This window comes from Janthinobacterium sp. UMAB-60 (assembly GCF_900095235.1).
Taxonomy (GTDB): Bacteria; Pseudomonadota; Gammaproteobacteria; order Burkholderiales; family Burkholderiaceae_D; genus Janthinobacterium.
In genome coordinates this window covers 231,705-244,730 of record NZ_LT607482.1, presented here as the reverse complement: position 1 = coordinate 244,730, position 13,026 = coordinate 231,705, and the positions used below count along the sequence as shown (strand labels likewise).

Below are 13,026 nucleotides of genomic sequence, written 5' to 3'. Positions count from 1 at the left end.
TAGCCTCAGCTGGTCAGCACGACGATGTCGGCGCCATCCCACCACACCCACACGCGCTGTTCGCGCTCCAGGCGCGCGGCGTCGTGGCGGGCCGCGTTGGTGCGCGAGACTTTCACCACCGTGCCGCTGTCGAGGCGCACGTGGTAGCTGGTTTCATTGCCAAAATACGCCATGGCGACGATCACGCCCTGGGCGCAGTTGTAGCCGTGTTCGGCCGGCGACGCCCGCTCTTCCAAAGCGGGTGGCGCGATCTGGATGCCGATTTTCTCGGGGCGCACGGCCACCGAGACATCCATGCCCAGGTTACCCGTGATGCCGTGCGAGACATAGTGCTCGCCATCGGGCGTGTCGATGACCACGTGATCGGGTTCATCTTCCGTGATGCGTCCGTCGAACAGGTTGACGCTGCCGATGAAGTCGGCGACGAAGCGGCAATTTGGCGTTTCGTAGATTTCACCGGGCGCGCCCACTTGCAGGATGCGCCCCTCGCTCATGACGGCGATGCGCGTGGCCATGCTCATCGCCTCGTCCTGGTCATGCGTGACCATCACGCAGGTGACGCCCACCTGCTCGATGATGTTGACCAGTTCCATCTGCGTGCGTTCGCGCAGTTTTTTATCCAGCGCGCCGAGCGGCTCGTCGAGCAGCAGCAACTGCGGACGCTTGGCCAGGCTGCGCGCCAGCGCCACGCGCTGCTGCTGGCCGCCCGACAGCTGGTGCGGCTTGCGCTTCGCGTACTGCCCCAGTTGCACCAGCGCCAGCATCTGCTCGACCCGCGCCGCCACTTCCGCTTTCGGCAAGCCGTCGCGGCGCAGGCCGAAGGCGATGTTATCCCACACGGACAGGTGGGGGAACAGCGCATACGACTGGAACATCATGTTGATGGGACGCTGGTGCGGCGGCACGTCGACGATGCTGTTGCCCGCCAAGGCGATCCTGCCCGATGTCGGCGTCTCGAAGCCGGCCAGCATGCGCAGCAGGGTCGACTTGCCGCAACCTGAGCTGCCCAGCAGGGCGAAGATCTCGCCCTTGTTGATCGTCACGGAAATCGCATCGACGGCGCGCACGCCATCGAATTCCTTGACCAGCTGATCAATCAGCAAGAAAGGCGCTGGGGCGTCGCTGGCCGACGCGGCAGGTGTTGCTATCGTCATGTGTGGGTGGCTTCTGGGTAAGAGGGTATCAAAATGAAAAACTGGCCACTACAAGAGCGGCCAGGATGGAAGTTTAGCGGAACTGCCACGATTCTGGTCCAAAAAAACTTGAGTTAGCGTCTATTTGGGTGAAAAACTGACACCAACCCCAGAGCAAACCCCGGGGTCGTACCCTGAGGGTACGACCCCAGCCCTTGCGTTTGGGTTCAGCCAGACCCTACACCCAGCCCTTCGCCTTCACCTCGTCATACGTCTTGTCCAGGCACAGCCGTATCAGCGCCACCATCTCGTCGATCTGCGCGCGCGTCATGACCAGGGGAGGAGCGACGATCATGCGCTCGCCCACGGCGCGCATGATGACGCCGTTGTCGAACATGTGGCCGCGGCAGATCATGCCCACGCCCTGGTCCTCGTCGAACAACTCGTTCTCGTGCACGGTGGCGCCCTTCTTGCGCACCAGGTTCAGGCCCGCGACCAGGCCACAACTGTCCGCATAGCCGACCAGCGGATGCTCGCCCAGGCTGGCGAAGCACTGATGCAGGTACGGCCCCGTATCCTCGGCCACCTTCGCCACCAGCTGTTCTTCCTCGATGATGCGGATGTTTTCCAGCGCCGCCGCGCAGGCCACTGGGTGGCCGGAATACGTAAAACCGTGCGTGAATTCGCCGCCCTGCTCGATCAGCACCTTGGCCACCCTGTCGCCCACCAGCACGCCGCCCAGCGGCACGTAGCCCGAAGTGACGCCCTTGGCAAACGTGATCAGATCGGGCTTGATGCCGAACAGTTCGGAGCCGAACCAGCGGCCCAGACGGCCGAAGCCGCAGATGACTTCATCGGCGATCAGCAAAATGCCGTACTTGTCACAGATGCGCTGAATCTCGGGCCAGTAGGTCGATGGCGGGATGATGACGCCGCCGGCGCCCTGCACCGGTTCGCCGATGAAGGCGGCCACCTTGTCGGCGCCGATTTCCAGTATCTTGTCTTCCAGCCAGCCGGCCGCCTTCAAGCCGAATGCTTCCGGTGTCAAGCCGTGGCCAGACTCCAGGTAATTGGGCTGGCCGATATGCGCGATGCCCGGTATCGGCAAGCCGCCCTGCGCATGCATGCCATCCATGCCTCCCAGCGATGCTCCCGCCACGGTGCTGCCGTGATACGCATTGTGGCGGCTGATGATGGTGTGGCGCTCCTGGTAGCCGAGAATATCCCAGTAGCGGCGCACCATGCGCAGGTTCGTGTCGTTGCCTTCCGAGCCGGAACTGGTGAAGAACACGTGCTGGAACTGCGGCGGCGATATCTGCGCCAGCTTGGCCGCCAGTTGCGCGGCCGGCACGTTGGTCGTGCCAAAGAAGCTGTTATAGAAGGGCAGCGTCTCCATCTGCTTGTACACGGCTTGCGAGATCGACGTGCGGCCATAGCCCACGTTGACGCACCACAGGCCCGACATGCCGTCGACGATTTTCTTGCCCTGGCTATCCCACAGGTAGACACCGTCGCCGCGCACGATCACCCTGGCACCCTTGCTTGCCAGGTCCTGGAAATCGGTAAATGGGTGCAGGTAATGGGCCGTATCCATTTTCTGGATGGCGGCCGTGTCATATACCTGTGGCGCCGCATTCTTTTGCGCCACGGAGGAGACAAAAGCGGCGCTCGGCGCCAGCGGATTGTTTGTTGTGCTCATGCGTGTTCCTTTTAAACGTGTAATAACAGGTGTTCGCGCTCCCACGGACTGATGACGGTCATGAATTCCTGGTGCTCCAGGTCCTTGATGGCCGCATACACGTCGATGAAGCGCTCGCCCAGCACCGTGCGCAGCTTGTCTTCCGCGCGCAGCAGCTGCAAGGCCTCGGGCAAGCCTTGCGGCAGCTCGAACTTCATGTCGTAGGCGCTGCCCACCATCATCGGCGTCGCTTCCAGCTGCTCCGTCATGCCCAGATAGCCGCAGGCCAGGGTGACGGCCAGCGCCAGGTAGGGATTCGCGTCGGCGCCGATGATGCGGTTTTCCACGCGCCGGTCCTGCACGCCCGACTCGGGCACGCGGAAGCCCACCGTGCGGTTGTCCAGGCCCCACTGGATGTTGATCGGCGCGGCCGTGTGGCGCACGATGCGGCGGTAGGAATTCACGTAGGGCGCGACGATGGCCATGGCCGACGGCATGTAGCGCTGCAGCCCCGCGATGTAATGCTTGAAGATGGGCGCGGCAGAACCGTCGTCGTTGCTGAAGATATTCAAGCCCGTCTTCGCGTCGACGACGCTCTGGTGCACATGCATGGCGGACCCCGGTTCGCCGGCCATGGGCTTGGCCATGAAGGTGGCGTACATATCGTGCTTCAGGGCCGCTTCGCGCAGGGTGCGCTTGAAGAAGAAGACCTTGTCGGCCAGGCCTAATGGGTCGCCGTGCAGGAAGTTGATTTCCATCTGCCCCGCGCCGATCTCATGGATCAAAGTGTCGACGTCAAGGTTCATCAGTTCGCAGTAATCGTAGATATCCTCGAACAGCGGGTCGAATTCATTGACGGCGTCGATGCTGTACACCTGGCGGCTGGTCTCGGCCCGGCCGCTGCGGCCGATGGGCGGCTTCAGCGGCAAGTCGGGGTCCGTGTTTTTCGCCGTCAGGTAGAACTCCAGCTCCGGCGCCACCACGGGTTTCCAGCCCTTGTCCGCATACAGTTTCAGCACGCGCCGCAACACGGATCTTGGAGCAAAATCGACCAGCGCGCCATCCGAAAAATAGCAGTCGTGGATGACTTGCGCGGTGGGATCGGTAGCCCACGGCACCATGGTGATGGTGGTGGGATCGGCCTTCAAGATCATGTCGCGGTCGGTGCTGGAAATGGCGCGGTCATAGCCGCCATCATCGACCGGGTAATTGCCCGTCACGGTCATGCCCAGCACCGCTTCCGGGATGCGCATGCCGCGCTCCTGGGTGAATTTCCCGCGCGGCAGGATCTTCCCGCGCGCCACGCCCGTCAAGTCGGGCACCAGGCATTCGATTTCCGTGACGCGCTTTTCATTGAGCCACAAATCCATATCCGTATAGGTGAAATTTTCGCGTATTGCCATGTTTCCCTCTCGTTGGTCTTGCGCTTTTCCTGATTAAGCGCCGCATGCTGCTGGTGCGGCGCGCCTGTCATCCTGTCCGGTCATTCTTTCTGTGCTGCTGTTCCTGGTAATCGCGGCATGCCTGGCCAAAGGCGCCGAACAACCGCATCGACTGCGGATTGTCTTCCACCTGCCATTCCGGGTGCCATTGCACGGCCAGCGTAAAACCGGTGGCGCTGGCCACCGTATAGGCTTCCACCAGGCCGTCGCCGGCCAGGGCATCGACCAGCAAGCCATCGGCCAGCCGGGCGATGCCCTGGCCATGCAGGGAATTGACCATCATTTCGCTCTCGCCGCCCAGCAACCGTGACAGCAGGCCGTCCGGCATCAACTTGATGCGGTGCGCGGGCGCGTACTGGCGCGCCAGGGGATCGAGCACGTTCTCACGGTGGTCCATCATGCCCGGCACCGCATGCACGGCCTGGTGCAGGCTGCCGCCCAGGGCCACGTTGACTTCCTGGAAGCCGCGGCAGATGGCGAGCAAGGGCAGCTGGCGCGCCAGCGCGGCGCGGATCAGGGGCAAGGTGGTGGCGTCGCGCGCAGGATCTTGCGGCAGGTCGGGGTGGAGAATTGCTTCGCCGTACAGGCGAGCGTCGACGTTCGAGGCGGAACCGGTCAGCATGATGCCATCGGCGATCCGCAGCGCCGCTTCCAGGTCGGCGTCGGCGCCCAGCGCGGGCAGCAGCAGTGGCATGCAGCCGGCGCCGCGCAGCACGGCGTGCAGGTATTTGTCCTGCGCCATGTGCCAGGCGTGACTGCCGAGCTGGCGCTGGCAGGCGGGGACGAGAACGATGGGACGGCGCATAGAGTGCTACCTCGCTGGCGTGACGATCCAATGACAGCGCCATGACAGCGCTGCCGCTCGCTACACTGTACAGCAGAGCCGGTAGGGGCGGCCACACCGATGGACGTGGCCAGCGGCGGCACACATCACCTACACTACGGCCTTGCAATCTTGCCTTTATTAAAATCATCATATGCCCGTCCGGCGCCAAACACCAGCGCCACCGGCAAAGTCCCCTTACTTTCCCATGCACTCACACCGCTTTCCAGCCTTCCGAAACTCCTTTTTCACCCTGCGGGGGCAGCCATGAAGCACATGCCATGGCGCGACTTCTTTGCCCTCGTGGTCAGCATCGGCGTGGTCGGCCTGGGCCTGGGCGCGACCATGCCGTTGACGGCGCTGACCCTGCACCAGCGCGGCGTGGGCACGGACATCATCGGCATGATCACGGCCGTCAGCGCGCTCGGCATCCTGGCCGCCTCGCCATTCGTCTCGCGCTGGGTGGGACGCTTCGGTGCGCGCGCCACCATGCTGGGCGCCGTGTGGGTGGCGTCGCTGGCGACGATCGCCATGCAGTTCACCGACCACCTGCTGGCGTGGAGCGTGCTGCGTTTCCTGTTCGGCGGCGCCATGGGCGTGCTGTTCACTATCGGCGAGGCGTGGGTGAACCGCCTGGCGCCCGACAATTCGCGCGGACGCGTGGTGGCCATGTACACCACCAGTTTTACCTTCTTCCAGCTGATCGGCCCTGCTCTCGTGGCGCTGTTCAACGACAAGATCAGCTGGAGCTTCGCCGCCTGCGGCCTGCTGTTTTTGCTGGCCGTGCCGGGCCTGATGCTGATCTCGAACGGCGGCCCGGAACGCGAGCCGGAAGAACAGGGCGTGAAGTGGACCTTGATCCTGCCGCGCATGCCGATGATACTGCTCGGTGCCGCCTTCTTTGCCCTGTTCGACACGCTGGCATTGAGCTTGCTGCCCCTGTACGCGATGGAGCACGGCATCGGCACGGACCTGGCCCTGCTGTCGGCCACCGTGGTGCTGGTGGGCGACACGGGCCTGCAATTCGCGTTGGGCTGGATGGCCGACCGCTTCGGCCGGGCCAAAGTGCACGCGGCCTGCGGCGTGGCCGTCTGCCTGCTGCTGCCGCTGCTGCCGTTCGCCGTCGGCACGCCGTGGCTGTGGTGGACCTTGCTGCTGTTGCTGGGTGCGGCGGCGGGCGGCATCTACATGCTGGCGCTGGTGGCCTGCGGCGAGCGCTTTACGGGACTGTCGCTGACCAGCGCCAGCGCCATCGTCAACGCCACCTGGGGTGTCACCAGCGGCGGCGGTCCCCTGCTGACGGGCGTGCTGATGCAATCGGTAGGCGTGAACGCCCTGCCGGCCGTGATGTGGGTGTGCTGCGCCATTTTCGTCGGCAGCGCCGTGTGGGAACGCAGGAAGGGGATCGTGTAACGCGCTACTTTTTTTCCAGCCGCTGCCGCAGCTCCTCGGCCACCGGATAGTCGGGATACGCCTGCCGGAACGCGGCCCATTCCTCCTGCGCCAGCGTGCCCTCACCTGCCTTGAGCAGCGCGTCGATCTTCACCAGCCACACGGAAGCGTCGAGCTTTGCCGGCGGCGGCAACGGCGCCGACTTTGTCGCGATGGGAGCTGGCATGGCCAGCGCGCGCTGCACCGGCGCCTGGCGCAGCAGGCTCGATTCGGCCTGCATGGCCGCTTGCCGCTCCATCGCCTCCCGCATCGCCGGGGGAGGTGGCGGGGCCGGTGGCGCAGGCGCGGGTACTGACACGGGTGCTGGCGCCGGCTCGGCTTGCGCCGGCGACCTCGGTGCCGCCTTGGCCATGGCGCGCGGTGCTGGCGGTAGTGGCGCAAACTCAGTCGCAGGTGCAGCGGCCGGTGCAATGACTGGTGCGGCCTCCTGCGTCATCTCCTGCGTGACCGGTTCCCCTACCACGGGAAACTGCGCCGGTTTCGAGCCGAACCAGTCCACGCCGATCAGGTTTACCGTCAGCAGCACGGCCGCGGCCAATCCCAGCGGAATGCGCCAGCGCTGCAGATAGTCCGGTGATTTCTTGGCGGGCAAGGTGCGCAACACGCCATCGGCGCTGTCGTTCGCGGCCGCCGGCTGGTGCAAGGCTTTTTCCGCGTCCGCCAGAATGGCCGCATCGAGCGCGCTCGAAGGCGCTGGCTGCGGCAGGCTGGCCAGCAGCGCCGTCAATTCCTCGTCATTCGGTTCGTCGTGATCTTGATCGTGCGTATTCATGCCTGTCCTCCCGCGCTGTCCAAGCCCGCGCGCAACTTCTGCATGGCGTAGCGCAGCCGGCTCTTGACGGTTTCCGCTTCCGCCCCCGTCACCACGGCGATATCCTGGATGCTCATGCCGCTGAACTGCTGCAGCACCAGCGCCTCCTTTTGTTCCACGGGCAGCGCCGCGATGGCCGCATGCAGCAGCGCATGCTGCTGTTTCTGCTCCAGCGACTGCGGCGGCGAGGCGCCCTCGTCCACCAGTTCGCCCGCGTCCTCGTGTTGCTGCCCTTCCCGCTGGCGCAGGAGATCGATCAGGCGGTTGCGCGCGATCTGGTACAGATAGGTGCGAAATGCCGCCTGCGGCTGGTAGCCCGTGCGCGCCGCATGCAGGCTGGCCCACGCATCCTGCACAATCTCGTCGACCCACGCGCGCCGGGGCGAACGCCAGGCCACGAAGCGGTACAGACCCTGGCTATGGCGCCGGTACAATTCGCGAAACGACGGCAGGTCGCCGGCGCTGTAGCGCAGCATCAGGTCTTCATCCGTCGCGGTAATCAGGGTGTCGGGCATGCGGAGCAGTGTAGCCGAACTGCGCGACAGCGGCAATTTCCCTACGCCGTCAGCGTACAGTGGGCGCAACGGGCGCATAACTGACGCGGCGTACTTCGCGGATCTGTCCCTCCCTGAGCGCCCCTTCCACCAGTTCATAGCCAAGCAGGGCGAAGACGCGGCCCAGCAGGAACAGGGGCCGCGCATTGCCATACCAGTCCACGCAGGATGCGCGGCAGCCATCGTCCGGTGCTGGATCTGGACGCGCGGCCAGCGCACCGAGTTCCGTCAATGTCAAACCACTGTTGCGCAGGTACAGGACGGAGGCGGCCGGCCGGCTTAAACCTGGCCGCTCGTCCGCACCCAGGATGGGCAGCCCGATCACGCCCTCGCTGGCCGTGTGCGGCTTGTAGAAAAAGCCGTGGCTGCGCGACTCGCCCTGCGCCGCGTCGGCGCGGATGTAGCGCGTGGCAATCGCCGCCTGCGCCCCCAGGCGGATGCTGCTGAAGTGCAGATCCTTGCCCTGCGCGCCGATCACCACGGCGTCATTGCCCAGCGCTTCGATGCGCTCCACGCCGTGCGGCAGCGACAAGGCTTGCACGCTGCCCGCATCGGCCCAGCGCACGGCATACAGGGGCTGGCGCGGCCAGGCCTGGTCCGCCTGCCGCCGGCCGCCATTGCCGGGATGGCCGTACAACAGATACGGCCCCACATAGCGGTTCTGCAGACCGTAACCGCCACCACCGGGCAGCGCCCTGTAGCTGCTGGCCGGCGCACTGTCGCGGCCATCGGAAAATGACGTCAATGGCACGCGCAGCAGGGCCATGTCGCCGCGCCCCCTTGTACCATCCCACATGGCGTCGCCCTGGCCCTCGGCGCGCAGCAGGACGTTCAGGTAGCCGTCGCCGCTTTCGAGGAACGAGAACTGGTCGACGGGCGCGCCCGCCACCTTCAGGGCGCTGGGCGCCGTGCCATCGAGAGGAATGCGGAACACGCCCGAGTCGCTGCCGCGGCGCGTGGTCCACACGAAAACGGATTCGCCCGACACATAAAACACGCGGCCCTGCGGCCCCATCACGGCAGTCGCTTCGCAGCGCATGTCGCGCTGCGCCAGGTCGCATACGGTGACCGTGTGCAGGGTCAGACCAAAGCCCGGTTCGGGTTCTTCATCGGTGCGGTAGATGCGCGTGGCCGGAGCGATGCGCTTGAAGTCGGACGGCACGGCGTCGGGACGCCAGCGGCGCAGCGCCGGGAAGCCGCCAAACGGGTCGCCCCGGCGCAGGTTCAGCGACAAGGGCGAATAGAACACCAGTTTGCCGCCGATCAGGCGGCTGGCGTAATTGCGCGAGGAATAATAATCGTTGGAGCGCAAATGATACGTGGCGCGGTAGGCCAGCTTGCCATCCGCATCGATGTCGAACAGGCCGATTTCCGTGCCGCCCCGGCTGTAGCTGTAGCCGATCACCACCAGCGTATCGCCATCGATCAGCATCTCGTCATACCAGCTGCCCGAGGGGTCGCTGCCCGGCGCGTACGCGTCGAGCGAGGACACCGGCTGCAAGGCATTGCCTCCCACCTGCACCGTGAACAGCTTGCCGCGCCGGAGCATCACCAGGTGCTTGCCGTGCAGCTTGACGATGCCGCCTTCGTCCACGCCCGCCGTCTGCACATTGGTGATCGATTCGGCCGCCTCTGCCGATGCTGCCGGCGCGGCTTTCGCCACCATCGGCGCCGACATGGACTGCGCCGTGGCGCGCTGCAGTTTCTGCTGCTGTATTTGCTGCTCCCTTAGCAGTGCCGCCTGGCGCGCCTGCAGCTGCTGCAGGTAGCTGCTCAAGGCCTGCTCGCTGGCGAAGGCAGGCAAGGTTTTCCTTGGCGCCGTGTCGGCGGCATGGCTGCCTGCCGACAGCAGCAGGGACAGTATCAATGTGATCTTGAGGACGCTGGGCATCGCTTCTTCTCCGGTTGGCTGGGGTGTCCAACATGAAACGCAGCGGCGCAGAAAAAGGGGTTAAAGGCGAGTGAAAATATTCACGCAGTAGTCACGCAGTAGTCACGCGGCTGCCGCCTTACTCAAACCCGCGTATGCGGTCGCCGTTGAAATTCGGCAGGCGCCACTCGAAGTGCAAGGCCAGGAAGCGGAACAAAAAGCCCGCGCCGATGGACGACAGCTGCGCCACGGAGCTGTCGACCTTGAAGTGCAACAGGCCGACATACAGGGCGCCCGTGAACAGGGCCACGGTGGCATACACTTCGCGCTGCAGCACGAGCGGAATCTGGTTGCACAGGATATCGCGCAGCAGGCCGCCGAAGACGCCCGTGATCATCCCCGCCAGCACCACGATGGCCGGGTGCATCTTGGCCGACATGGCGATGTCGCAGCCGATCACGCAAAACGCCACCAGGCCCAGTCCATCGACCAGCAGGAAGATGGCGCGCAGATGGTGCAGGTAGCGCGCGACAAAGGCCGTGACGATGGCCGCGCCGATGGTAAACAGCAGGTATTCGGGATGCGCGATCCAGCCCAGCGGGTAGTGCCCCAGCAGCACGTCGCGCACGGTGCCGCCACCGAGCGCCGTGACGGTGCCGATCATGCAGATGCCGAACAAATCCATGCCGCGCCGCATGCCCATGATGGCGCCGGACATCGCTTCGGCGACAATCGCCACCAGGTAAATCGTATATAGCAGCATGCTCTTACTCTTCCGAAAATGATTTGAGAATTTGTTCGCGTTCGCGCGCTTCGCTCAGGGTGCGCGCTTCATTCGTGCCCGTGCTGGAACCGCCATCGCCGCCAGCGCCAGCGTCACCGCGTGCCATGCGCGTATCGGCACCGCCGCTGCCGCAGCCGACACTGCTGTGGATAAAGGCGAAGTTATCCTTCAGGCAGTCGCCGGCCAGGTATTCGGCATACACGTAGTCGCCGTCGAGCAGGGCCAGGCCTGGTGGTTCGGCCAGCACCTGTTCGCGGCGGCCCTGCACGGCCACCTGCATGTAATCGCGCCAGACGGGCAGCGCCAAAGTCCCCCCCGTGGCATTGCCCAGGCTTTTCGGCTGGTCGTAGCCGAGCCAGACGACGGACACGAGGCCCGAGGAGTAGCCGGCGAACCAGGCGTCATAGGCATTGTTCGACGTGCCCGTCTTGCCGGCCGCATCGCCGCGCCCCAGCGCCAGCGCGCCGCGTCCCGTGCCGCTCTTGACGACGTCGCGCAGCATGCTGTCCATGACGTAGGCATTGCGCGTGGAGATGACCTGCGTGCCCCGTGCCGGCTCGCCCTTGGCGCGTGGCGCCGCATCGCTGAACAGCACTTCTCCGCTGCGGCTGCGCACTTCCTTGATCAATTTGGGCGGCATCTGCATGCCGCCGTTGGCGAACACCGCATACGATTGCGCCAGCTGCAGCGGCGTGACGGCACCCGCGCCCAGCGCCAGCGGCAGGGAGACGGGATTGCGCGCGCCCTCGAAGCCGAAGCGCGTGGCGTAGTGCTGCACGTAGCCGGGACCGGCCGCCTGCATCAGGCTGACGGCCACCAGGTTTTTCGAGCGCACGAGGCCGCGCCGCACGCTGATGAAACCTTCATAGTTGTTGCCGTAATTGCGCGGACGCCACTGCCGCGCGCCCGTTTCCTGCGGCAGCAGCAATCGCTGCGTATCGTCCACGGCCGTACCGGGAAAATATCCCTTTTCCAGCGCCGCCGAATATACGAAGGGCTTGAAACTGGAACCGGGCTGGCGGTAGGCCTGCATGGCGTGGTTGTAGTGGTTGCGGTAAAAATCGAAGCCGCCCGCCATGGCGACGATTTCGCCGCTGTGCGCCTCGACGGAAATGAGCGCGCCTTCCATCTCGGGCAGCTGGCTCACCAGCCAACGCTTTTTCGCCGCGTCGTGCACCACGCGGATCACGCTGCCCGCGACGATGGCGCGCTTGCCATCCCACTGCAGCTTGCCGCCCAGGCGCGCGTCCGAGGCCGTCAGCACGATCTGGTCGCCATTGCGCAGCTGCGCCGTCAACTGGCGCTTGCCGCTCGTCTCGACCTTGCGCACCAGCGCGGCGCGCAGTTCACCGCTGTCCGGATAGGCGGCCAGCTGGCGCGCCACGCTGTCTGCGGAGGGGGCCAGGCGCGCTTCCGGGCCACGGTAGCCGCGCCGCGCCTGCGCGTTCAACAAGCCATCGCGCAGCGACTTGTCGGCTGCGATTTGCGGCGCCATGCGGATGGTGGTCGTCACGTCCAGGCCCATGCTGTAGGCGCCTTCGGGATAGCTTTGCAAGATCAATTGACGCGCTTCCTCGACCGCATACGCGGCCGCGTGCACGGAGCTGTTGCGATCCTTGTTCAGGGCCAGCTTTTCCGCCACGGCCGCGTCGTATTCGGCCGGCGTGATGTAAGCGAGTTCGCGCATGCGCTGCAGGATGTAGTGCTGGCGCACGGTGGCGCGCTGCGGATTGGCGACGGGGTTGTAGGCCGACGGTGCTTTCGGCAGGCCGGCCAGCATGGCCGCTTCGGCGATGCTCACTTCCGCCAACGGTTTGTCAAAATAAATGTTCGAGGCGGCGGAAAAGCCGTAGGAGCGCTCGCCCAGGTAAATCTGGTTCATGTACAGTTCCAGCAGCTTGTCCTTGCCGTAGTGCTGTTCCAGCTTGTAGGCGAGCAGCATCTCCGTCAGCTTGCGCTGCACGGTCTTTTCGCGCGACAGGAAAAAGTCGCGCGCCACCTGCATGGTGATGGTGCTGGCGCCCTGTACGTGGTGGCCCGTGACGACGTTGGCCAGCGTGGCGCGCGTCAAGCCATAAAAGTCGACGGCGCCGTGTTCATAAAAGCGCGCATCCTCGATGGCCAGCAAGGCCTGGCGCATGCGCAGCGGGATCTCCTTCAGCGGCAGGAATTCGCGGCGCTCTTCGCCGTATTCGGCCAGCAGCTCGCCTTCGCTGGAGAAAATACGCAGCGGCAGCGCGGGTTTGTACTGGGCCAGGTGCTCGACGGCCGGCAAATCCTGCCATGCCTGGCGCAGCCACCAACCGCCCGCCAGGGCTACAGACAAGCCCAGGCCCAGGGTCAATCCCAGGCCGAATTTCAGATTGCGCGCCAGCTTCGACTGGGGCTTGCGGGCAGGTGTGTCGTTCGCTTGTGCTTCCATGGTGGTATTCCCTTGCTGCCAGGAGGCCGCGCGCTGGCGCGCGGCACTCCATCAAAG

General features: G+C 65.1%; 10 protein-coding genes. 1 reads left to right on the top strand and 9 read right to left on the bottom strand.

What is annotated here, in order from left to right; translation table 11 throughout:
- Positions 1–5: 5 nt before the first annotated feature.
- The 4 genes from K0F86_RS01085 to K0F86_RS01070 form a co-directional block, all read right to left on the bottom strand.
- Entirely contained in the window at positions 6–1,154 is a 1,149-nt protein-coding gene (locus K0F86_RS01085; RefSeq protein ID WP_219132554.1) for an ABC transporter ATP-binding protein, read from the bottom strand.
- A gap of 217 nt (positions 1,155–1,371) precedes the next feature.
- Positions 1,372–2,832 carry an aspartate aminotransferase family protein gene (locus tag K0F86_RS01080; RefSeq protein WP_219132553.1) on the bottom strand — a complete coding sequence of 487 codons (1,461 nt, stop codon included), beginning with the start codon at positions 2,830–2,832 and terminating at the stop codon, positions 1,372–1,374.
- 11 nt (positions 2,833–2,843) lie between these two features.
- Complete coding sequence (locus K0F86_RS01075) at positions 2,844–4,214, bottom strand: glutamine synthetase family protein (protein ID WP_071075305.1); 1,371 nt, start codon at positions 4,212–4,214, stop codon at positions 2,844–2,846.
- Between the two features lie 67 nt (positions 4,215–4,281).
- Positions 4,282–5,058, bottom strand: coding sequence for a gamma-glutamyl-gamma-aminobutyrate hydrolase family protein (locus tag K0F86_RS01070; protein WP_219132552.1), 777 nt, complete (start codon positions 5,056–5,058; stop codon positions 4,282–4,284).
- A 285-nt stretch (positions 5,059–5,343) separates the two neighbouring features.
- Here K0F86_RS01070 and K0F86_RS01065 point away from each other — a divergent pair, with 285 nt between their 5' ends.
- On the top strand, positions 5,344–6,489 hold the full coding sequence (locus K0F86_RS01065; RefSeq protein WP_219132551.1) for an MFS transporter: 1,146 nt from the start codon (positions 5,344–5,346) through the stop codon (positions 6,487–6,489).
- A gap of 4 nt (positions 6,490–6,493) precedes the next feature.
- On the opposite strand, the gene K0F86_RS01060 is transcribed toward K0F86_RS01065, so the two are convergent.
- The 5 genes from K0F86_RS01060 to K0F86_RS01040 form a co-directional block, all read right to left on the bottom strand.
- Positions 6,494–7,300: a hypothetical protein gene (locus tag K0F86_RS01060; RefSeq protein ID WP_219132550.1), complete on the bottom strand. Its 807-nt coding sequence runs from the start codon at positions 7,298–7,300 to the stop codon at positions 6,494–6,496.
- The gene (locus K0F86_RS01055; RefSeq protein ID WP_257571929.1) at positions 7,297–7,854 is read right to left on the bottom strand and encodes a sigma-70 family RNA polymerase sigma factor; all 558 of its coding nucleotides are present in this window, start codon (positions 7,852–7,854) and stop codon (positions 7,297–7,299) included. Before K0F86_RS01055 ends, K0F86_RS01060 begins: the two co-directional genes overlap by 4 nt.
- A gap of 49 nt (positions 7,855–7,903) precedes the next feature.
- Positions 7,904–9,784 carry a beta-propeller domain-containing protein gene (locus K0F86_RS01050; RefSeq protein ID WP_219132549.1) on the bottom strand — a complete coding sequence of 627 codons (1,881 nt, stop codon included), beginning with the start codon at positions 9,782–9,784 and terminating at the stop codon, positions 7,904–7,906.
- Positions 9,785–9,902: 118 nt separating this feature from the next.
- Positions 9,903–10,526 (bottom strand): trimeric intracellular cation channel family protein, encoded by a 624-nt coding sequence (locus K0F86_RS01045; RefSeq protein WP_070220436.1) that lies wholly within the window; start codon positions 10,524–10,526, stop codon positions 9,903–9,905.
- Positions 10,527–10,530: 4 nt separating this feature from the next.
- Complete coding sequence (locus K0F86_RS01040) at positions 10,531–12,969, bottom strand: penicillin-binding protein 1A (RefSeq protein WP_219132548.1); 2,439 nt, start codon at positions 12,967–12,969, stop codon at positions 10,531–10,533.
- Between the last annotated feature and the right edge of the window lie 57 nt (positions 12,970–13,026).

Excerpts from the sequence above, each read along its gene's own strand:
- K0F86_RS01065 (WP_219132551.1), top strand. The coding sequence starts at position 5,344 with ATGAAGCACATGCCATGGCGCGACTTCTTTGCCCTCGTGGTCAGCATC.
- K0F86_RS01040 (WP_219132548.1), bottom strand. The coding sequence starts at position 12,969 with ATGGAAGCACAAGCGAACGACACACCTGCCCGCAAGCCCCAGTCGAAG.
- K0F86_RS01050 (WP_219132549.1), bottom strand. The coding sequence starts at position 9,784 with ATGCCCAGCGTCCTCAAGATCACATTGATACTGTCCCTGCTGCTGTCG.
- K0F86_RS01080 (WP_219132553.1), bottom strand. The coding sequence starts at position 2,832 with ATGAGCACAACAAACAATCCGCTGGCGCCGAGCGCCGCTTTTGTCTCC.
- K0F86_RS01085 (WP_219132554.1), bottom strand. The coding sequence starts at position 1,154 with ATGACGATAGCAACACCTGCCGCGTCGGCCAGCGACGCCCCAGCGCCT.
- K0F86_RS01055 (WP_257571929.1), bottom strand. The coding sequence starts at position 7,854 with ATGCCCGACACCCTGATTACCGCGACGGATGAAGACCTGATGCTGCGC.
- K0F86_RS01060 (WP_219132550.1), bottom strand. The coding sequence starts at position 7,300 with ATGAATACGCACGATCAAGATCACGACGAACCGAATGACGAGGAATTG.
- K0F86_RS01075 (WP_071075305.1), bottom strand. The coding sequence starts at position 4,214 with ATGGCAATACGCGAAAATTTCACCTATACGGATATGGATTTGTGGCTC.
- K0F86_RS01070 (WP_219132552.1), bottom strand. The coding sequence starts at position 5,058 with ATGCGCCGTCCCATCGTTCTCGTCCCCGCCTGCCAGCGCCAGCTCGGC.
- K0F86_RS01045 (WP_070220436.1), bottom strand. The coding sequence starts at position 10,526 with ATGCTGCTATATACGATTTACCTGGTGGCGATTGTCGCCGAAGCGATG.